18 protein-coding genes are annotated in these 19,352 nt (G+C 67.2%); 6 read left to right on the forward strand and 12 right to left on the reverse strand.

Annotated features, from left to right (window positions below; genetic code table 11):
• The 5 genes from GV044_RS16705 to GV044_RS16725 form a co-directional block, all read right to left on the reverse strand.
• Positions 1-1,341, reverse strand: a complete 1,341-nt coding sequence (locus tag GV044_RS16705) for an isoprenylcysteine carboxylmethyltransferase family protein (protein ID WP_159872969.1) — start codon at positions 1,339-1,341, stop codon at positions 1-3.
• Between the two features lie 76 nt (positions 1,342-1,417).
• Complete coding sequence (locus tag GV044_RS16710) at positions 1,418-2,773, reverse strand: PQQ-binding-like beta-propeller repeat protein (protein WP_236555044.1); 1,356 nt, start codon at positions 2,771-2,773, stop codon at positions 1,418-1,420.
• Positions 2,770-3,531, reverse strand: a complete 762-nt coding sequence (locus GV044_RS16715) for a tetratricopeptide repeat protein (RefSeq protein WP_236555045.1) — start codon at positions 3,529-3,531, stop codon at positions 2,770-2,772. Before GV044_RS16715 ends, GV044_RS16710 begins: the two co-directional genes overlap by 4 nt.
• Before the next feature lie 176 nt (positions 3,532-3,707).
• On the reverse strand, positions 3,708-4,835 hold the full coding sequence (locus GV044_RS16720; protein ID WP_236555046.1) for a glycosyltransferase: 1,128 nt from the start codon (positions 4,833-4,835) through the stop codon (positions 3,708-3,710).
• 8 nt (positions 4,836-4,843) lie between these two features.
• Positions 4,844-5,719 carry an alpha/beta fold hydrolase gene (locus tag GV044_RS16725; protein WP_159872973.1) on the reverse strand — a complete coding sequence of 292 codons (876 nt, stop codon included), beginning with the start codon at positions 5,717-5,719 and terminating at the stop codon, positions 4,844-4,846.
• 207 nt (positions 5,720-5,926) lie between these two features.
• Between GV044_RS16725 and GV044_RS16730 the strand changes: the two genes are divergently transcribed.
• Entirely contained in the window at positions 5,927-7,396 is a 1,470-nt protein-coding gene (locus tag GV044_RS16730) for a succinylglutamate-semialdehyde dehydrogenase (protein WP_159872975.1), read from the forward strand.
• A 151-nt stretch (positions 7,397-7,547) separates the two neighbouring features.
• Here the strand turns inward: GV044_RS16730 and GV044_RS16735 are convergent, their stop codons facing one another.
• Both GV044_RS16735 and GV044_RS16740 read right to left on the reverse strand, forming a co-directional pair.
• Entirely contained in the window at positions 7,548-8,285 is a 738-nt protein-coding gene (locus GV044_RS16735; protein WP_236555047.1) for a hypothetical protein, read from the reverse strand.
• A gap of 292 nt (positions 8,286-8,577) precedes the next feature.
• Positions 8,578-9,000 (reverse strand): glycine zipper 2TM domain-containing protein, encoded by a 423-nt coding sequence (locus GV044_RS16740; RefSeq protein WP_159872977.1) that lies wholly within the window; start codon positions 8,998-9,000, stop codon positions 8,578-8,580.
• A gap of 177 nt (positions 9,001-9,177) precedes the next feature.
• Here GV044_RS16740 and rarD point away from each other — a divergent pair, with 177 nt between their 5' ends.
• Positions 9,178-10,074 (forward strand): EamA family transporter RarD, encoded by an 897-nt coding sequence (gene rarD / locus GV044_RS16745; protein ID WP_159872979.1) that lies wholly within the window; start codon positions 9,178-9,180, stop codon positions 10,072-10,074.
• 51 nt (positions 10,075-10,125) lie between these two features.
• Here rarD and GV044_RS16750 read toward each other — a convergent pair whose 3' ends face one another.
• The 5 genes from GV044_RS16750 to GV044_RS16770 form a co-directional block, all read right to left on the reverse strand.
• Entirely contained in the window at positions 10,126-11,448 is a 1,323-nt protein-coding gene (locus GV044_RS16750; RefSeq protein WP_159872981.1) for a dihydroorotase, read from the reverse strand.
• Between the two features lie 155 nt (positions 11,449-11,603).
• A complete protein-coding gene (locus GV044_RS16755; RefSeq protein ID WP_159872983.1) occupies positions 11,604-12,104 on the reverse strand; it encodes a nuclear transport factor 2 family protein in 501 nt (166 codons plus the stop codon).
• 97 nt (positions 12,105-12,201) lie between these two features.
• Positions 12,202-13,323 (reverse strand): ATP phosphoribosyltransferase regulatory subunit, encoded by a 1,122-nt coding sequence (locus GV044_RS16760; RefSeq protein WP_159872985.1) that lies wholly within the window; start codon positions 13,321-13,323, stop codon positions 12,202-12,204.
• A gap of 177 nt (positions 13,324-13,500) precedes the next feature.
• Positions 13,501-15,084, reverse strand: coding sequence for a phosphoglycerate dehydrogenase (gene serA, locus GV044_RS16765; protein ID WP_159872987.1), 1,584 nt, complete (start codon positions 15,082-15,084; stop codon positions 13,501-13,503).
• Between the two features lie 137 nt (positions 15,085-15,221).
• A complete protein-coding gene (locus GV044_RS16770) occupies positions 15,222-16,352 on the reverse strand; it encodes a phosphoserine transaminase (RefSeq protein ID WP_159872989.1) in 1,131 nt (376 codons plus the stop codon).
• 213 nt (positions 16,353-16,565) lie between these two features.
• On the opposite strand from GV044_RS16770, the gene GV044_RS16775 reads away from it, so the two are divergent.
• The 4 genes from GV044_RS16775 to GV044_RS16790 all read left to right on the forward strand — a co-directional run bounded on the left by GV044_RS16775 (position 16,566) and on the right by GV044_RS16790 (position 19,265).
• Positions 16,566-17,225, forward strand: a complete 660-nt coding sequence (locus GV044_RS16775; RefSeq protein WP_159872991.1) for an extensin family protein — start codon at positions 16,566-16,568, stop codon at positions 17,223-17,225.
• A 120-nt stretch (positions 17,226-17,345) separates the two neighbouring features.
• Positions 17,346-18,026, forward strand: coding sequence for a DUF2490 domain-containing protein (locus tag GV044_RS16780; protein ID WP_159872993.1), 681 nt, complete (start codon positions 17,346-17,348; stop codon positions 18,024-18,026).
• Between the two features lie 112 nt (positions 18,027-18,138).
• A complete protein-coding gene (locus GV044_RS16785) occupies positions 18,139-18,678 on the forward strand; it encodes a hypothetical protein (RefSeq protein WP_159872995.1) in 540 nt (179 codons plus the stop codon).
• Positions 18,678-19,265, forward strand: coding sequence for an OmpA family protein (locus GV044_RS16790; RefSeq protein WP_159872997.1), 588 nt, complete (start codon positions 18,678-18,680; stop codon positions 19,263-19,265). Before GV044_RS16785 ends, GV044_RS16790 begins: the two co-directional genes overlap by 1 nt.
• Positions 19,266-19,352: the final 87 nt, after the last annotated feature.

Raw genomic sequence — 19,352 nt, forward strand, 5'->3', positions numbered from 1 at the left:
CTACTCGGCAGGGTGCGGCATTGCCGCCCTCGGCCGCAGCAGGCGGACAACGGCCGCGATCGTCCGCGTGATCGGCGCATTGTCGGCCATCCAGGCATGATACGCGCGATACTTGGCGTCTTCGGCGAGCAAGTGCGCCTCTTCCGTGCGTGCGCGCCAGTAGTAGATCGCGCTCACCACGCCCAGCATCACCGTGTTGCGCACCATGTCGGTCAGCGAGCCGTTGGTGACCAAGAACGGCATCGTCGAGCACCACCAGAACAGGTTCTTGGACAAGTACGCCGGATGGCGCGTGAACCGGTAAGGCCCGTTCGTCAGCACGCCACGATACGTCAAATTCGAGAAGCGGATGCCGAACGCGAAGGTCGCCCAGGCGTAAACCCCGGTGAGGAACACCAGCAGTGCCCCCCAGGCCCACAGCAAGGGCGCGCTGCCCGCAAGCCAATGCGCCCAGTCCGCGGTCGCCGCCTGGTAGCCCAGCACGTCCGCCCGTCCCATCGTGCCCCAGACGAACGGCGGATAGCACATCAGGGCCGCTACCCATCCGGCGAGGAGTGGATTGCCGCTGCGGATATGGGCGTCCAGCGGGCGGAAAGTCAGGAGGTAGCCGACAGTCCCGATCTGCACGTCGATCAGGAATAGGGTCTCGATCAGGGTCTGCACCAGCCTCACCGGATCGTGCGCGATGGCCGCGAAGTCGGCGTTGACGACGATCGCGAAACCGGGCGGCAGAATCGAGATCATGAAGGCTCCGAAGAACCCCTTGATGATCCAGGCGCGCCAGTGCTTGGCGACTTGCGCGCGGTCCCAGTCCTCGCGACCGACCAGCATCGCACCGAAGTGCCAGGTGGCGTCCCGTGGGTCCACCAGCTTGCGATCGAGCCACAGGACGTAGGGAACCGAAAGCACGAACATCGGCACGGCGAACGTGCCGATCACATCCATGGCGAAGAGGTACTGCCCGTCCCAGTACCAGCGGCCCAGGCAATAGGAGAAGCCGATCGCAGCCCAGGTTGCCCAGTAGCCGGCGAGCTTGGTGATCGATACGTCGAACGTCTCGCGCCAGGCGCCGCGCAGGCTCCAGTCGATGCCGGTGGAAGGCCGGCGATGGACTTTGTCCACCAGCAGCGACCATGCGACCATCGGCAATGCGGTGAACAGCAGCGTCGCGACCGCGGCGTTGGGTCCAGCCATGGGCATACGCGGACCAGGGATGCCGAGCGCCTCGGCGACACTCGCCCAATTGCGGCAAATCGCGATCCAGCAGAACAGCCCCGCCACTCCGACCAGGCCGACGGCGGCGGAGACGTCGCTTTGCGGGCGTTGCGGGGCGCTGCTCATGGCGACCCGCTTAGCGCGCAAAGGTTAAGGGTGGTGAAATGACGAGAGATCCTCCCCTTGCAGGGAGGATCTTGGATCAACGATACGCCGTGATCCGACCGCCATCATCGAGCAGGTACAGCGTCTGGTTGGCAACGACCGGCGCCAGGCTGATCGAGTCCTTGAGCTCGGCATAGGGCGTCAGCGTGCCCTCGGACGGATCGGCATAAGCCAGTTCGCCGCGCGAGTTGGCCACCCACAGGCGATTGCCCGCGAGCACCGGGCCGACCCAGAACACCGGCCCCTTGCGCTTCTTCTCCTTGCGATAGCGCATCAGCTGATTCATCCAGCGCACCTTGCCGGTGGTCCGCGCGATGGCGAGCAGCTGCGCGTGATCGGTCAGCGTGAACACCCAGTCTCCGGCTACTGCGGGAGTCGAGATACCGGCGAGGTTCAGTTCCCAGATGCGCTGGCCGGTGACGAGCTCGTAAGCCGCCATGCGACCGCCCTGGCCCAGCGCGAACACGCGGCCCCGATCGATGATCGGGTCGGCATCGACGTCGGTCAGGCTGCCCACTTCGGTGGAGATCGAGGTGCGCGCCAGCGCGTCGGACCACAGCTGGCGGCCGTTCTCGTAGCGGTAGGCAACCAGTTCACCCGAGGAGTAGCCGGCGACGACGGTGCCCTGCCCGGCCGCCGGCGCAGCGACGCCGAACACGCCCGATTGCGCGGTCGAGGCCGATTCGTTCCACAACTGCTTGCCGTCCGCCGCGTTGAGCGCGACGATCTGGTTGTCCTGCGTCATCACGTAGACGGCCTCGAAGCCGATCGTCGGTGCGCCGCGCAGCGGGCCCGCAGGCTTGACCTTCCACTTCTCGGCCCCGTCGGCCGCGCCCAGCGCCGCGACTTCGCCGATGCCGGTGGTGACGTAGACGTTGCCCGAATCGTAGCTGACGCCGCCGCCGAAGATCGCCTTGCTGTCACCGCCAACGTCGAAGTTCTTGCTCCACACCTTGGCGCCGGTGTCGGCGTTGAAGGCGTTGACGACGCCGCTGGTGTCCATGACGTACACCCGGCCGTCACCCACCACGGGCGAGGCAGCCAGGCGGCGCTTATTGGTGGCGCCGGCCACTTGAGCGGTCCAGATGCGGGTCGGCGAGGCGCCGAGCGCCAGGTGGCCCGAAGCCTTGTTGGCCGGACCGCCGGCTTGCGCCCACTCGGTGTTCGCTTCGGCAGGCGGCAGGATCACCGATACGCCGGCGAGCGCCGGATCGACCTTGGCCCCCGACTCGATGCGCGAGAGGATCGGCACGCGATCACCTACGGTGGGCGTCTTGGGACCGCCCTTGCCCTTGAGAATGCCGCAACCCGACACGCCCAGCGCCAGAGCGAGGAGCAGGACCGGCGCCAGCTTGCGCGTCGTCATGTGGTCAGGCTTACGAGCCAAGTTCATTCTCCCCCGGCGCCCGGTGCAACTGCACCTGAGGACGCACCATCTTCACCCGACGCGCTCACGACATCGTCGATAGCGTCATAGCCGAGTTGCCCCGCCATCTGCCGCACGCGTGCGCGCAGGCCTTCGGGCTGGGTCTTGTCCTTTGCGATTCTGGCGAAAAGAGGGCCGGCCTGCTTGGGCTTGCCCTGCTTCAGGTAAGCGCCGCCGACCAGCTCTCCGGCCACGCCGAACCACGGGTTGCCGGGCTGCGCCAAGGCCGACAGGCGATCGATCACGGTCTGCGGCGGCAGCTTGTCGAACCCTGCGGCGACTTCGCGCACGGTCGCCAGATCGCGCAAGGGCTGCGCGACATCGCCGTTCTGCGCGACCTTGGAATACAGGTTCGCGGCCTCGTCGGTCCGCCCCTTGTCGAGCGCGATGCCCGCCTGCGCCAGTTGCGCGAGCGCGGCATGACCCGCATCACCCTGCGTCAACGGCGCCAGCTTGGTCTGCGCGGCAGCGGCGTTCCCGGCATCAAGGTCGTCGAGTGCGAGGATCAGCTGCTCGGACGCGGCGGCAGACTCGGCCTTCTGGCGGTGCTGCCAGTAGAGATAGCCGGCGAAGGCCAGCAGCCCGACCACGATGACGGCCAGCAGCGGCTTGCCGTAGCGACGCAGGAAGGTCTCGACCTGATCCTGGCGCAGCGCATCGTCGACTTCGCGCATGAACACGCCGCTCTGCTCGGCCTGTCGGCGAGCGGCGGCAGCATTGGTCACCGAATTCTGCGGAGGAACGGCCAAGAGCTTAGCGCTTTCTGGGTACTTGATAGGTCAGCGGCGCTGTTTAGCGGATGAGCGGCGCAATTCAACGTCCATCGTCTTTGCTGCGGCTCGGGTGAAGCGTGGGTGAATGGCGTCGGCTAAACCGAAGGAGCCGCTGGCCTGCTTCCGGCTCAGGGGAACTCGGCCCGACCCATGGCACGCGCATAGACGCTCCGATACGACCCAATCATCGCCGCCTCATCATAATGGGCCAAGGCATGAGCCCGGTTCGCCGCCCCTACCCGCGTCCGCAGCCCTGCATCGGCGGCTAGCTGCCCGAGCACCCCCGCCAAAGCCGCATCGTTGCCCGGCGCACAGATCAACGGCCGGTTCTCGGGCGCGACCATCTCGGCCACGTCGCCCACCGCGGGCGAGGCGACCGGCAGGCCCGCCGCCATCGCCTCGACCATCGAGATCGGAAACTGCTCGGAGTCCGAAGACAGCGCGAAGACGTCGAACAGGCCGACAGCCTTGCTCGGATCTGGTGCGAAGCCTGGCAAGTGCACGCGATCGGCAACGCCGCAGCTAAGCGCTTGCGCCTTGATCGCGCCTTTCTCCGGCCCGTCGCCCAGGATCACCAGCTGCCATTCGGACGGCAGCCCGGCAAAGGCGCGCACCAGCCGCGGCAGGTTCTTCACTGTGCGCAAGCCGGCCAGCGTGCCGACCCACAGCTCGCCCGGGCGTTTGACGATGCGCGGGAGAGCGTCGGCCTTGGGCTTCTTCGCATAAGTTCCGAGCGCGATGCCGTTGGGGATCAGGTGGACACGGCCGCGTGGTTGCTGCCAAGGCCCGAGCGCCACCGCCTCCAGCAGCCTCGAGGGCACAACCAGCGCCGCCACGCGCCCGAGTGCCAGGCGACGGTACCAGTTGCGCGTGGGTTTGAGCCGCTCCGCCTCGTCCTCGTTGAAACCGTCCTCGTGGTGAACCAGCGGCGGCAGCTTTAGGAGGTCGCGGAACACGGTGTGCGCCATGACCGCGTCCATCGCGCCCCAATTGTAGGTGAGCACCAGGTCATACCCACGCATCGCCGCAGCCAGGCGCTGCAGCCGCGTCGGCGTGGGCCGGCCCGAAAGGCTCGGGAAGTCTTCAGGATAGGCGACATCGATGCCTCGCTCGATCGCCGAGGCGGCGGCGAGCGCGCCCGGCACCGCGGAGACGACGTGGTGCGTGACGCCAGACCCGAACGCATTCATCAGCCGCGCCGCGCGCAGCTCCTTGCCTCCGCGATCGAAGCTGGAATGGAGATGGAGGATCCGCAAAGGCCGGCTCAGGCGACGCGTGCCAGCAGGCGATCGATGGCGGCCTCAGACCCCGGCTCGCTCAGCGTCGGCGGATGGCCGACGTCGGGAATGGTCACCGCCTCAGCCCCGGGCAGACGCTCCAGCATCCGGTCGAGCGTCGTCGTGCTGAGCAAGTCCGACAAGGCGCCCCTCAGGATCAGCACCGGCTTGTCTCGCAGCGCGTCCAAAGCGGGCCACATGTCGTACTGTTCGGCCGCAGGGTCGAGCTGCGCGAAGGGCTCGGCGATCTTCATGTCGTAATCGAAGACGATGCGTGCATTGCTGCCCAGCGTCATCACCCGCTTCGCCGCGGCGATCCAGAATGGCAGGTCCTTGCCCGGGTGCGCGGCGCCATGCATTTCCTCCAGCCCGCGCGCGGCGTGGACCCAGGTGGGGAAGCTGCGCCCCTGCCCGACATAGCTCTTGATGAATTCCAGCCCGCTCGGCTCCAGATAAGGGCCGACATCGTTGAGCACGGCCCCCGCGATCCGTTCCGGGGTCATCGCGGCGAACAGCATCGTCATCAGCCCGCCCAGCGAAGTGCCGACGGCCACGAAACGCTCGATCCCCAATTCGTCGAGCAGCAGCGTGACGTCTTCGACATACTGCTGCGGCTTGTAGCTGGCGCTTTCGCGCGCATACTCGCTCTCGCCACGGCCGCGCAGTTCGGGGCAGATCACGCGCCACTCGGGCGAGAGCCGTTCCGCCAGCGCCTCGAAGTCACGCGCGTTGCGGGTGAGGCCATGCAGACACAAGATCGGCGGCCGCCCATCGATCGGCACGGCGTCGCCGCCGGCGTAATCCCGGTAATGCAGCTTCAATCCGTCCCGGCTGGACCAGAACCGATCCTGGTAACGCGTCATTTCCAGCGGCGCCTTCGATCTGTCGCCCGGCTTGATCGGCGGGCACCTGACCCGTTATCGCCAAAGAGCGCACGATCCGCAAGCGAGTGCCTGCCTGCTACCTCGACGTGCAGGGTTAACGAGGACGTCGTTCATAACCCGGTAGGACTCCCCGTGGCATAGCGGCGCGCTCGCAAACTGGCGGCACGAAACGGAACATCAACCCTAATGGAACGCCTTTCGACCCGAGACGCGCCCGCGCAGAGCACGGGGTCCTTCCCTCGCGCCGCCTCGGTGCCCGAACTCGTGTCGTATGAGCCAGCGACTGGGGCGGAGGTCTGGCGAGGTCCCGTTGGCGATGTCGAGGACGTGGTCGAGCGCGCGCGCCGCGCCGCGCCGGCGTGGGCCGCGCAGCCGCTATCCACCCGCATGGAGCTGGTCCGCCGCTTCGCCAACGAAGTGCGCAAGGATGCGGAGAGCCTTGCCACGACCATCGCGCGCGAAACCGGCAAGCCGATGTGGGAGGCCAACGCCGAAGTCGAGAGCGTGCTGGTGAAGGTCGAAATCTCGATCCGCGCCTATGCCGAGCGAACCGCCCAGCGCAAGCTGGACAGCGCGCTGCAGGGCACCATGGCAGTGCGCCACAAGCCGCATGGCGTGCTGGTGGTGCTCGGCCCCTTCAACCTGCCTGCGCACTTGCCCAACGCGCATATCATCCCGGCCCTGATCGCGGGCAACACCGTGATCTTCAAGCCGAGCGAGAAGACCCCCGGGACCAGCGAACTGCTCGCCCGATGCTTTCACCGTGCTGGCATCTCGGCCGCCATCATGCAGGTCTGCCAGGGCGGTCCTGCCGAGGGCCAGAAGCTGGTTGCGCACGATGGCATCGATGGCGTGCTGTTCACCGGCTCCGCCAACATCGGCATCTCCATCAACCGCAAGCTGGCGGCGCGGCCGGACAAGCTGGTGACGCTCGAGATGAGCGGCAACAATCCGCTGGTGGTGTGGGATACGCCCAAGCTGACCGACGCCGCGGCGCTTGTCGTGCAGTCCGCCTTTGCCTCGGCCGGGCAGCGCTGCACCGCGGCGCGCCGCCTGATCGTCAAGGATTCGATGTACGAGCCGCTGCTCGCCGAGGTGAAGGCGCTGGCGGATCGCATCATCTTCGGCGCACCGTTCGACGATCCGGCTCCGTTCATGGGCCCGGTCATCGACAACATGGCCGCCGACGGGCTCACCGAAAGTTTCCTCTATCTGCTCAGTCACGGCGGGCGCGCGATCAAGCACTTGGTCCGACCCGACGAATCGCTGCCGTTCCTTTCGCCCGCGATCATCGATGTGACCGCCATGGTCGAGAAACCCGACGTCGAGCTGTTCGGCCCGATCCTCCAAGTGGTGCGCGTCAGCGACTTCGACGAGGCGATTGCCGAGGCCAATGCGACGCGCTTCGGCTTGGTCGCGGCCTTGGTGGGCGGCACACCGCAGGAGTACAATCGCTTCTGGGGCAGCGTCCGCGCCGGGATCGTCAATTGGAATCGGCCGACGATTGCGCCTTCTCACGCGGGACCGGTGGGCGGCACCGGTCTGTCCGGCAATCATCGTCCGACCGGGTACTACGCTGCGGATTACTGCGCCTATCCGGTTGCCTCGGGTGAGATGGAGCAGCCGCGCGCGGTGATCGGCGTGGGGCTTAAGTGATCTGAGATCCTCCCCTGCAAGGGGAGGTGGCGCGCGCGGAGCGTGACGGAGGGGTGTAACCCTATCGTCCGGGTACTACGCCAGCGGTGACACCCCTCCGTCAGCCGCTCCGCGTCTGCCACCTCCCCTTGCAGGGGAGGATCTAGACGGCTCACCCACCGCTGGCGATCAGGTCCACCTCCGTCAGTCCGTTCCCCTGCTTGCGCGCGTAGACCAGGTATGACTGACCGCCTTTGCGCCCGCCGAGCACATGGTCGGAGCCGTCCATTCGGTAATCCGCACCGTACCCTGCTGCCGTCGCCTTGGTGTAGTAGAAGTCCACCACATCCTTCGGGGCGACTGGGCTGACGAAGTTTACCACGCGCAAGTGGCAGCCGTCGGCATCGGTTCCGGCCGCTTCCTGGACCGCGCCGCGCGGGTAGACCGGCAGGTCCTTGGGCAACTTCGCTGCCCATGTCGCGGAATACTGCGCCTTTTGCGTGCAGTCGGTCGTGGCAGCCTTGGCCTCCTGGGCGACTTGCGCTGCCGTGGCGGCGTTCTCCACCAGAGAGGACGCCGCGCCGGGCTTGGGTGCAGGCGCGGACTTCAGCGTGCCGCCGGCTTGCAGCATCGCCTCTTCCCGCGCTGCCGCCGCCGCTTCGGGCGATCGCTGTTGTGCGGGCAGCTCTATCGCGCCACCGTTTGCCGCCACCGCAGCGCCGTTGTTGCCGGACATGTTGGGATCGACCATGATCTGCTCGCCAAGCGCGCCCGTTACTGCCGGGTCGCTCTCGACGGGGACCGGAGCATCTTGCTTCGACCCGCAAGCGGCGAGCAGAACCAGCATCGCCGCGGCGCTGCCGTTCAGGATAGGTCGGGCGGTGATGACGTAACGGGCGCGGCTCAACATCTTGGAGACTTTCCCCAGCGTGCTTAATGAGCCGTTAGCCTTGTGCGGCAATCGTTAACGACGAGTTGAGAAGCGTAGTTAATCCTCCGGCCGTCCCGATCCGGGAAGGTCGGCTGCGGAGACGTGAATGCCGAAAGGCGCGAGCGAGCACGTGCACTCCAGACATGCAAAGGAGGGCGCTCCCGCAGGATGGGAAGCGCCCCCCCGGCCCGGTCCGCGACGGATGTGAGGCCGCGGTTACCGGACCGTTCCCTCGCGCGTCGCCGTCCGCACGAGGAAACCGGTCAAAGGGTTAGCGGCAGCGCGAGTCGCTGCGATCGATGGCACGGCCGGCCAATGCACCGGCAGCGGCGCCGAGCACGGTGCCCAGGGTCTTGTCGCGGCCACCGTCGATGGTGCGGCCCAGAAGGGCGCCACCTACGCCACCGATCAGCAAGCCGGTGGTGCCATTCTCGCGACGGCAGTAGTAGCGGCCATCGTTACCGCGCCAGGTGCGGCCCTGGTTGCGGTAGCTGTTGCCGTAGCCGCGGCGGTAGTCGTCGCGCGAGTACCGGCGGTCGCCACGCCAGTCGCGGCGATCGTTGTAGGTCTGCTGCCCGGGCGCGGCGAACGCGGCCTCATGGGCGCTGTACGCAACGGCAGCGGTAGCTGGGATCGCGGTTGCGAGGGTGGCACTGGCAGCGGCGAGTGCGGAAACCTTCAGCAGAGTGTTCATCGTTATTCTCCTTGTCGGCGGCGGCACCGGGGAGATCATCCGCCTTACGCATTCATCTTTAGGCCACTTAATCTGAACAGATCGCAACGCGGCTGTCAGGATCGAAGATTGCGACGAACTGAGTTGAAGGCGTCGACGAGTTGTCACGCTGCCCGCCTCTGCCTAGAGCGCAGACCCATGCATTCTGGCTCACAACGCGCCAGCGGGCTCCCCCACGCTATCGGCGCGTACCTGATCTGGGGATTGATCCCGCTCTACTTCCGGCTGCTCAAGGCAGTGCCGCCGATGGAGGTCGTCGGCTGGCGAATCGTGTTCACGCTGCCGGTCTGCTTCGCGCTCGTGGCATTGCTGCGCCAATCCGGCGAGGTGCGCCGGGCACTTTCCGATCGACGCACGCTGGGCCTCCTTGCAGGCAGCGCGCTGCTGATCGGGACCAATTGGCTGATCTACGTCATCGCAATCGCCACCGGACACGTCTTCGCGGCAAGCCTGGGATACTACATCAACCCGCTGATGAACGTGCTCGCGGGCACGCTCTTCCTGCGCGAGAAGCTGTCACCGCGGCAGTGGGTGGCCGTAGCACTGGCGGCGGCAGGCGTCGCGGTGCTCGCGTGGGGCGCGGTGAGCACCTTGTGGATCAGCATGGGCCTGGCGCTCAGCTTCTGCGGCTATGGCCTGGTGCGGAAGCTGGCGCCGGTCGAGTCGCTGCCGGGTTTGACGGTCGAGACACTGGTGCTGGTCGTGCCAGCGCTGGCGATGATCGGTTGGCAGAGCACGCAGCAGGCCGGAGTTGCGCTGGGTCAAAACACGATGCAGGACATCACGCTCGCTCTTGCCGGCGTGGTCACCGGCGTGCCGCTGCTGCTGTTTGCCACCGCGGCGCGGCGGATGAGCTACTCGACGCTGGGCTTCGTGCAGTTCCTGTCGCCGACCCTGGTGTTCGTACTCGGCCTGTTCGTGTTCCACGAGCCGCTCCGTCCGGTGCAACTCACCAGCTTCGCGATGATCTGGGCCGCCATCGGGGTATTCTGCTGGGATCTATTGCGAGCAAGGCGGTCATTGGGCTCGGCTTGACGTTGGCGCGCTGCTAGCGGACTTAAACAAGTCTCGCGGCTTACCCGAGCGTCAAAGCGCCCCCGCGAAGCGCAGCGGCTCGCCTTGCGCGGCATTGCCCAGCTGCCCTTCCCACATGGCGAAATGTCCGCGCACGATGGTGCCCACCACCTTGCCCTGCAGTTCCATGCCGGTAAACGGCGACCAGCCACAGCGGCTTTCCAGCCAGTCCTCGGCGACGGTGAACGATCCCTTCCGATCCACCACGGTGAAATCCGCATCGTACCCCGCGGCGATGCGGCCCTTGCCGACCAGGCCGAACACGCGCTGCACCCCGGCGCTGGTCATGTCGATCAGCCGCTCCAGCGTCATGCGTCCCTTCGCCACATGGTCCAGCATCAGCGGCAGCAGCGTCTGCACGCCGGGCATGCCACTGGGGCTCGCCGGGTAGGTCTTGGCCTTTTCCTCGACCGTATGCGGCGCGTGGTCGGAGCCGAGCACGTCGGGCACGCCCTGCTGCAGCCAGTGCCACAGCCCGTCGCGGTGCGCGGAGGATCGGATCGGCGGGTTCATCTGCGCATAAGTGCCGAGCTTCGGATAAGCCTCCTCCGCCGCCAGCGTCAGGTGCTGCGGGGTGACTTCGCACGTGGCAATGTCGCGGTGGTGAGAGAGGAACTCCAGCTCGGCCGGGGTGGTGATGTGCAGCACGTGGATCGGCCGGCGCGCTTCCCGCGCAAGGCGGACGATGCGCTGGGTGGCCACCATCGCGCTCTCGTCGTCGCGCCAGACCGGGTGGCTGGAGGGGTCGCCTTCGACACGGATGTCCTTGCGCGCGTTCATCCGCGCCTCGTCCTCGGCATGGATGGCCACACGGCGGCGGCCGCTCGCCAGCACGCGCGCCAGCGCGGCGTCCTCCGCGACCAGCAGGCTGCCAGTCGATGCGCCCATGAAGATCTTGACCCCCGCAGTGCCCGGGATGCGCTCGAGCTCGGCCAACTCTTCGGCGTTCTCCGCTGTGGCGCCGACGTAGAAGGCATGGTCGCAGTGCATGCGGTGATGTCCGCGCGCCAGCTTGTCGAGCACGCGCTCGGCCGTGTCTGTGTTCGGGTTGGTGTTGGGCATCTCAAACACCGCGGTGATCCCGCCCATGACCGCCGCGCGGCTGCCGCTCTCCAGATCTTCCTTGTGCTCCAGCCCCGGCTCGCGGAAATGGACCTGGCTGTCGATCACGCCGGGCAGCACGTCGAGGCCGGTGCAGTCGATCCGGCGCGCAGCGTCCGGGTAGCTGCCCAGGCCCACAATCTTGCCGTCCCGCACCGCGACGTCGGCGTGGACCGGGCCCGAAGGCGTATGCACGAGGCCGCCGGTGAGGACCAGTTCGGGTGCAGCGCTCATCGACCGGCCTCCTGCTTGCCGCAATTGCCGGTGTCCTGAGCGGCGAAAAGCCGGGCTTCGTGGAGAGCTGCGATGCGGCGGAGCGAGTCGGTTTGGCTGGTCATGGCGCCCTCATGCACCGGATGGTGGCCTGTAGGACAGCCCCCACGTCGCACCTAGTCACGTCCAGGCGCCGCCGCGGGCACGGCATCACGCGGCGGCATGCCGGGCCACGCGCCATAGTCCGGGTGCTCATGGTATGCACCGGTGAGGTCCGGCGGCCCCGAGTAGAGCAGCTGGAACAGCCGCCAGGAGAACCGCCAGCGGTCGCCATCCAGTACCGCACGGTCGTAGTAGCGCCCGATGTTCATGTTTGGCGGCTTGTCGTGCCAGCTGCACTGCTCTGTGACGTAAGTCCGCGCACTCGCCCGACCGCGTCCGGTGAGATCGACTTGCGGATTGCGGAAGCTGATCAGCACGCGGTTGCAGCGGGCGACGACGCCACCAAACCCGCTCGCTATCTCATGACGCCCGCGCATTACCATGCCGGATATGCGCCACTCGGCATCGATCGTGAAGCAATCGCCAAATGCGGTCAGATCCTGGCGCCACGCAGAGTCGGTGTAGTGCGCGTGGAGCTGGCGGATGCCCGCCTCCGCTTCTAGGAACTCGATCATCGTGCGGCTCTCCTCGGCCGAGGATAAAGCGGGCGGCCAGGCGAGTGCAACGTGTTGAACACGCGTTGCGGATAGGCTTACGCGCGCTCAAGTCCGCTCAGAGCGGAACCGCCTCGCCACCCTCCAGCCGGTGCGAGCAGCCCAGCGCCACCGGGTCATCCTCGCCTGACAGTGCCGCCACCGTCCGCCAGCCCACCGCGCGCTGACGTGCCGCGATCTGCGGGTCGTGCCCGAGTGGCAGGAACAGCGCGGCCGGTTCGCTGGTCGTTTCGGCCAGCAGGTCGATCAAGCGGTCGGGATAGAGGGAGAAGCCGGTCGCGACTTCGCCCTCCGCGGTCTCGCCCAGGATCCGGTAAGTGCCGCCGCGGCCGAGCGCGCCCTGGACGCCGGTGGCGTAGATCATGAAGCCGAACCAGGATTGGTACTCGAAGCCGTGCCGCTCCGAGGGGTCGAGCGTCACGCGCGCTCGTCCGCCGATCCGGGCGGCGATATCGCGCAAGCCCGCAATGCGGCTGGCGAGGGCGCCACCGGCATCGAACGCAGCCAGCCGCGCGATCGCCTGCTCGAAGGGGCCGACTGCATAGAGCAGTGGCAGGTAACCTGCGCCACCGGCGTCGACGAGACCGCCAGCGTCCTTGGCATCGAGTTCGCGGCGCACCGCCTCGATCTGCGTCGGTGCGAGCGGCAGTGCCTCGGCGGCGAGCGTATCGACCAAGTCGGGAAGCGTGAGGTCGACCGAGATGCCAGTCGCGCCCGCCTGCTCCAGCGCCTCGATCGCGATGGCGACCACTTCGGCAGCCGCGCTGACGCTGTCGCTGCCGATCAACTCCGCGCCGAGCTGCAACCGCTCTCGCGCAGGGTCGAGGCCATCGCCCTTGATCGTCAGCACCTGCCCCGAATAGCACAGGCGCAGAGGGCGCGGCCGGCTCGCTAGACTAGTCGCGGCGATGCGCCCGAGCTGGACGGTGATGTCCGAACGCAGCGCCAGCGTGCGCAGCGAGACCGGGTCGACGAAGCGGAACATGCGCCGCGGCTCGATGCCGGCCATGCGGCTCGCCATCGACTTCTCGAACTCGATCGTCGGCGTCTCCACCCGCACATAGCCGTGGCTGGCGAACACATCGAGCGCGCCGCGCCGCACGCGGCTGGCAGCGGCGGCTTGCACAGGGGAGCGGTCGCCCAGGCCTTCGGGCAGGAGGTCGCGGTCGGTATCGTGCATCGAGAGAATCCTGCCCCGAAGGTGGCGGTCGCCAAGCTCCCCTTCCGCCTGCGGGAGGGGTCGGGGGAGGGCCTGTATCGCATGTCGCGCCTGCCCGCAAACAGGCCCTCCCCTAGCCCCTCCCGCAAGCGGGAGGGGACTTCGAAGAACCGGCCGCGCTTTGCGCGCCGATGCGTTCTAGAACGACAGCGCCTTCACCGTCTTCACGCCGGGCAGCCGCTGCGCCTTTTCCAGCACGTCCGCCGGCACCGCGCTGTCGACCGAGAGCAGCAGCACCGCCTCGCCCCCGGCATTGCGGCGGCCGAGGTTGAAGGTGCCGATGTTGATGCCGCTCTCGCCGAGCAAGGTACCGATCCGGCCGATGAAGCCCGGCGCGTCCTCGTTGACGATGTACATCATGTGCCCGGTCAGCTCGGCTTCGACCTTGATGCCGAACATCTCGACCAGGCGCGGCTCGACGTTGTTGAACAGCGTGCCGGCCACCGAGCGCTCGCCCGCCTCGGTCTTGACCGAGACGCGGATTAGCGTGTGGTAGTCACCCTCGCGCTCGGTCTTGACCTCGCGCACTTCGAGGCCGCGATCTTTCGCCAGGAATGGTGCGTTGACCATGTTCACCGTGGCCGACTGCACCCGCATGAAGCCCGCCAACACCGCGGCGGTGATCGGCTTGCCGTTCAGCTCGGTCGCCGCGCCTTCGGTGTGGATCGAAATCCGCGGCACCGAGTCGCGCGTCAGCTGGCCCACCAGGCTGCCCAGCTTCTCGGCCAGCGCCATGTAGGGCTTGAGCTTGGGCGCTTCCTCGGCGCTGAGCGATGGCATGTTGAGCGCGTTGGTGACGCCGCCGTTGACCAGGAAGTCGGCCATCTGCTCGGCCACCTGCAGCGCCACGTTGACCTGCGCCTCGGTGGTCGAGGCGCCGAGGTGCGGCGTGCAGATGAAGCCCGGCGTGCCGAACAGCGGCGAATCCTTGGCCGGCTCGGTCTGGAACACGTCGAGCGCGGCGCCGGCGATGTGGCCCGAATCGAGCCCGGCCTTCAGCGCCGCCTCGTCGATCAGGCCGCCACGCGCACAGTTGACGATGCGCACGCCCTTCTTGGTCTTGGCGAGGTTCTCGGCCGAGAGGATGTTGCGCGTCTGGTCGGTCAGCGGCGTGTGCAGCGTGATGAAGTCGGCCTTGGCCAGCAAGGTGTCGAGGTCCGCCTTCTCGACGCCCATCTCGATCGCGCGCTCGGGCGTGAGGAACGGATCGAAGGCGACGACCTTCATGCGCAGCCCCAGCGCGCGGCTGGCGACGATCGAACCGATGTTGCCCGCGCCGATCAGGCCCAGCGTCTTGCCGGTGACCTCGACGCCCATGAAGCCGTTCTTGGGCCACAGGCCGGCCTGCGTCTGGGCGTTGGCCTCGGGCAGCTGGCGGGCGAGCGCGAACATCAGCGCGATTGCGTGCTCGGCGGTGGTGATCGAGTTGCCGAACGGCGTGTTCATCACGACGACGCCCTGGGCCGAGGCTGCGGGGATATCGACGTTGTCGACGCCGATGCCGGCACGGCCGACGACCTTGAGGTTGGTCGCGGCGTCGAGGACGGCCTTAGTCACCTTGGTCGAGGAGCGGATTGCCAGGCCGTCGTACTGACCGATGCGGGCGATGAGCTCTTCGGGCGTCTCGCCGGTGATAACGTCGACGTCGCAGCCACGCTCCTGGAAGATGCGCGTGGCGTTGGGGTCCATCTTGTCGGAGATGAGGACTTTGGGCTTGGTCATGGGTGTTGTTCCTGTCCTTGCACTCCTTCCCTCGTCATCCCGGACTTGATCCGGGATCCCGCTTGTTCTTTGCGGGCGAGAGGAAGGAAGCGGGGCCCCGGGTCAAGCCCGGGGCGACGGTAATGGGTGGGGTTGGGTCAGCCGGCCTTCACGGTCGCATAGGCCCAGTCGAGCCACGGCCCGAGCGCCTCGATATCGGCGGTCTCGACGGTGGCGCCGCACCAGATGCGCAGGCCGGCCGGCGCGTCGCGATAGCCGGCGACGTCGTAGGCTGCGCCTTCCTTCTCCAGCAAGGCAGCGAACTGCTTGATGAAGTCAGCATTAGCACCTTCGACGGTCAGGCAGACCGAGGTCTTGGACCGGCTGGCCTCATCCGTTGCGAGGTGACCAAGCCAGTCGCGCTCCTGCACAAGCTTGTCGAGCGCGGCGGCATTGGCATCCGAGCGCGCCTTCAGGCCGTTCAGACCACCCAGCGACTTGGCCCACTCGAGCGCGAAGATCGCGTCTTCAACCGCCAGCATCGAGGGCGTGTTGATCGTCTCGCCCTTGAAGATGCCCTCGGACAGCTTGCCCTTCGAAACCAGGCGGAACACCTTGGGTAGCGGCCACGCCGGGGTGTAACTCTCCAGCCGCTCGACCGCGCGGGGCCCGAGGATCAGGACGCCATGTCCGCCCTCGCCGCCCAGCACCTTCTGCCAGGAGAAGGTGGCGACGTCGATCTTTGACCAGTCGATGTCGTAGGCGAACACCGCCGAAGTCGCATCGGCAAAGGAGAGGCCCGCACGGTCCTCTGCGATCCAATCGGCGTTCGGCACGCGCACGCCCGAGGTGGTGCCGTTCCAGGTGAACAGCACGTCGTTCGACCAGTCGACCTGGCCGAGATCGGGCAGCTGGCCGTAATCGGCGCGGATCACGGTGGGGTCGATCTTGAGCTGCTTGACCGCGTCGGTCACCCAACCTTCGCCGAAGCTCTCCCAAGCCATCGTGGTGACAGGCCGCGCGCCCAGCATCGTCCACATCGCCATCTCGAACGCGCCGGTGTCGGAGCCGGGCACGATACCGATGCGGTGCGTATCAGGCAGCTGCAGCACTTCGCGCATCAGGTCGATGCAGAGCTGGAGGCGCGTCTTGCCGATCTTCGCGCGGTGCGAGCGGCCGAGCGATGCGGTGGCGAGCTTTTCGGGGGAGTAGCCCGGAGGCTTGGCGCAGGGACCCGAGGAAAAGAACGGGCGCGCCGGCTTAACCGACGGCTTGGTATGCTCAGTCATGTAGTCTCTCCTTGCAGAGAGCACGCGCGGCGTTGGGACCGCGTGGCCCGGCGCCGGCTCTAGTGGCGGCCGCCCCCAAGTCAAGGAAGATATCCCCGGCTTACCCGCGCACCATTTCGGCCCATGGCTCGCGTGGCTCGCTCTGGCCGCATACAATGAGCCAGCCAACTATCGGTTAACTAAGTAGAAACCATAGACGGGAATACCGCGAGTATGCGACGGATCCTGACGCTCCTTCCGCTCCTCGCCGTGCTGCACGGCTGCATCGACATCCCCAAGGTGTCGCGACGAGAGCCGGCACGCCGACCCGTTCAGGCCTCGCGGCCGGGCATCGACAATCGCCAGTGCATGATGCAGCTCGGCTTGCTGCAGGCGAACTTCACGCCGATCCCGGATCGCGTGTTCTCGCCCGGCTGCCGCAATGTCGGCACCGTGCGGTTGGCGAGCCTGCGCAGCGACACCGCGCAACTCGCGCTCTCGAACCTCGGCCCGGTGACCTGCACCATGGCACAGCAGTTCGCCGCCTGGGCCCGGTTCGGGGTTGACCGGGCGGCCGAGCAGATCCTCGGCTCGCGGGTCGCGCGGATCGAGACCTTCGGCAGCTACTCGTGCCGTACGGTCGCGGGCACCAGCCGCTTGTCCGGCCACGCCACTGCCAACGCCATCGATGTCTCGGGCTTCGTGCTGGAGGATGGGCGGCGGATCACCGTTCTCGCCGACTGGGACGGCGGCACGGCCGACGAACGCCGGTTCCTGCGCGTCGTTCACGCCAGCGCCTGCAAGCGCTTCGGCACCACACTGGGTCCGGGCTACAACGCGGCGCACAAGAACCACTTCCACCTGGAGGCCGACGGCGCCGATTTTTGTCGGTAGCGTCAGCACGGCCGTTCCCGAGCCGCAGTTCGGATCGTGATCGGCATGCCAACCCGGACCGGCAACAATATGTGACAATGGGGCAAGCGCCCGGAGGCCGACGCGACATAGGCGCGCGGCATGAACCGCCTGCGCCTGATCGCCCTCTCCGCCTTGACCTTCTGGACCAGCCCCGCGCTTGCCGAGACCGAGCATGACGAACAAGCCTGGGTCAATCTCACCGCGCTGGGTTCGGTGTCGGGCGACCTCGTCTACTTCGCCGAGGTCCAGCCGCGTTTCGGCAATGGCGCCCGGCTCGACCAGCTGCTGTTGCGCGGCGCCGTGGGATGGAAGCTCTCTCCCTCCGCGACGCTCTACCAGGGTTATGCCCACGTGGTGACCGCCATCGAGGGCAGGCGCGACATCAACGAGGAGCGCAGCTTCCAGCAGCTGAACCTCGCCCTGGGTAAGCCGGCGGGCGGCGAACTGTCCTCGCGCACCCGGCTGGAACAACGCTGGCGCAGCAACGGCAGCGACACTGGCTGGCGCCTGCGAGAGATGCTGCGCTACGAGCACCCGCTGAAAGCCCGAAGTGACGCCGTGAACGCGCTGGTCTGGACCGAGGCCTTCCTGGCATTCAACGACACCGACTGGGGTGCCCGCAGCGGCTTCGACCAACTGCGTACCTTTGTGGGCGCTGAAGTAGGCCTGCCCGGCGCCTCGACCGTCGAGATCGGCTACCTCAACCAGACCATCAACCAGACCGCCGGCCGCACCCGCATGAACCACGCGGCGTCGGTGACGCTGTGGTATCGGCATTGAATAACGACGAACACGACAATCGCCACCGGTTGAAGCCCAACTTGCCGAAGCTCCGCTGGCAACCGAACTGCCGCACAAGCGTATCCTTCTCACATTTGTTGAGGAGCACGCGATGGCACGGTTGATCGGGCACGCCGCCCTGGCGGGACTTCTCTTCCTGGCCGGATGCAACAGCAGCACCCAGCCCACCACCGCCACGCCGGACACGGGCACGACGCCAAGCGTCACGCGCGAGACTGCGACGCCCGAAGCGGAGACCCCGCCTGTCACGCCGATGCCGGCGCAGACGGTAATCCAAAGCCAGCCCGGCCCCGACGGTTCGCAAGTCGACCTGATGAAGGTGGCGGTGACGGGAGACATCCTCACGGTCACACTGCGCTGCTCCAGCTCCGAAAAGATCAATTCCGAAAGCTTCCGCGTGCCCAGCATCAGCGTGATCGACGACGCCACGGCACAGCGCATCGCAGTGCTCAAGGACAACGAGGGCAACTGGCTTGCGTCCAACGTCGGCGGCGATGCGATCATGGCGCAATGCGAGATCAAGCCGGGCGTGATCTGGGCCAAGTTCGCCGCGCCTTCGCCTCAGAGCAAGACGGTGTCGATCAACTTCCCGGGCGTGGCGCCGTTCGATGGCATTCCGGTCACCCGGTAATGCGAGTCGTCGCGTGCGCTGCGCTCTGCCTAGTCTTGGGCGCCTGCTCGGGTGAGCGTGAGCCCGAGGGCACGCAAGCCGATGCGCCCGCCGTTGCATCGCAAGCGGCGACAGCGCCCTCCGATGTGTCTGCACCGGCACGGTCCGGCCCGGGTCTCGTCGGTCAGGTGAGCTCGCTGAAGAGCGCGGTGAGCGGCCTCAACGTTCGTGTGACCGACATGGGCACGATCATCGACTTGCCCACCGACGCCCTCTTCGCGTTCGACAGTGCCGAGCTCAACCCTGCTGCCACGGAGCAGCTAAAGGCATCGGCGCAGCTGATCCTGGCCGCACCGGCCGGTCCGATCAAGGTCATCGGCCACACGGACAGCAAGGGCGACGATGCCTACAACCAGAAGCTGTCGGAGGCACGGGCCCGTGCCGTGGTCGCCTGGTTCTCCGGAGAGGTCGGGGTTCGCCAGCGTTCGTTCGAGGCCAGCGGCAAAGGCGAGACGGCGCCGATCGCGCCCAATGAGACGCTGACGGGGAAGGACGATCCTGCTGGGCGCGCCCGAAACCGGCGGGTCGAAGTGGTCCTTCCCAAGTAGCCGGCGTGCGGCAGAGCGCCGTACCCGAGCCATTGGCGCTAACCGCCCAGCACCACGAAAAAAAGCCGGAGTGCATCGCTGCACCCC

The organism is Novosphingobium sp. 9U, from assembly GCF_902506425.1.
Taxonomy (GTDB): Bacteria; Pseudomonadota; Alphaproteobacteria; order Sphingomonadales; family Sphingomonadaceae; genus Novosphingobium.

Excerpts from the sequence above, each read along its gene's own strand:
- GV044_RS16705 (WP_159872969.1), bottom strand. The coding sequence starts at position 1,341 with ATGAGCAGCGCCCCGCAACGCCCGCAAAGCGACGTCTCCGCCGCCGTC.
- GV044_RS16790 (WP_159872997.1), top strand. The coding sequence starts at position 18,678 with ATGCGAGTCGTCGCGTGCGCTGCGCTCTGCCTAGTCTTGGGCGCCTGC.
- GV044_RS16755 (WP_159872983.1), bottom strand. The coding sequence starts at position 12,104 with ATGATCGAGTTCCTAGAAGCGGAGGCGGGCATCCGCCAGCTCCACGCG.
- GV044_RS16740 (WP_159872977.1), bottom strand. The coding sequence starts at position 9,000 with ATGAACACTCTGCTGAAGGTTTCCGCACTCGCCGCTGCCAGTGCCACC.
- GV044_RS16770 (WP_159872989.1), bottom strand. The coding sequence starts at position 16,352 with ATGACTGAGCATACCAAGCCGTCGGTTAAGCCGGCGCGCCCGTTCTTT.
- GV044_RS16710 (WP_236555044.1), bottom strand. The coding sequence starts at position 2,773 with ATGAACTTGGCTCGTAAGCCTGACCACATGACGACGCGCAAGCTGGCG.
- GV044_RS16760 (WP_159872985.1), bottom strand. The coding sequence starts at position 13,323 with ATGCACGATACCGACCGCGACCTCCTGCCCGAAGGCCTGGGCGACCGC.
- GV044_RS16785 (WP_159872995.1), top strand. The coding sequence starts at position 18,139 with ATGGCACGGTTGATCGGGCACGCCGCCCTGGCGGGACTTCTCTTCCTG.
- GV044_RS16780 (WP_159872993.1), top strand. The coding sequence starts at position 17,346 with ATGAACCGCCTGCGCCTGATCGCCCTCTCCGCCTTGACCTTCTGGACC.
- GV044_RS16775 (WP_159872991.1), top strand. The coding sequence starts at position 16,566 with ATGCGACGGATCCTGACGCTCCTTCCGCTCCTCGCCGTGCTGCACGGC.
- rarD (WP_159872979.1), top strand. The coding sequence starts at position 9,178 with ATGCATTCTGGCTCACAACGCGCCAGCGGGCTCCCCCACGCTATCGGC.
- GV044_RS16730 (WP_159872975.1), top strand. The coding sequence starts at position 5,927 with ATGGAACGCCTTTCGACCCGAGACGCGCCCGCGCAGAGCACGGGGTCC.
- GV044_RS16725 (WP_159872973.1), bottom strand. The coding sequence starts at position 5,719 with ATGACGCGTTACCAGGATCGGTTCTGGTCCAGCCGGGACGGATTGAAG.
- GV044_RS16750 (WP_159872981.1), bottom strand. The coding sequence starts at position 11,448 with ATGAGCGCTGCACCCGAACTGGTCCTCACCGGCGGCCTCGTGCATACG.
- serA (WP_159872987.1), bottom strand. The coding sequence starts at position 15,084 with ATGACCAAGCCCAAAGTCCTCATCTCCGACAAGATGGACCCCAACGCC.
- GV044_RS16735 (WP_236555047.1), bottom strand. The coding sequence starts at position 8,285 with ATGTTGAGCCGCGCCCGTTACGTCATCACCGCCCGACCTATCCTGAAC.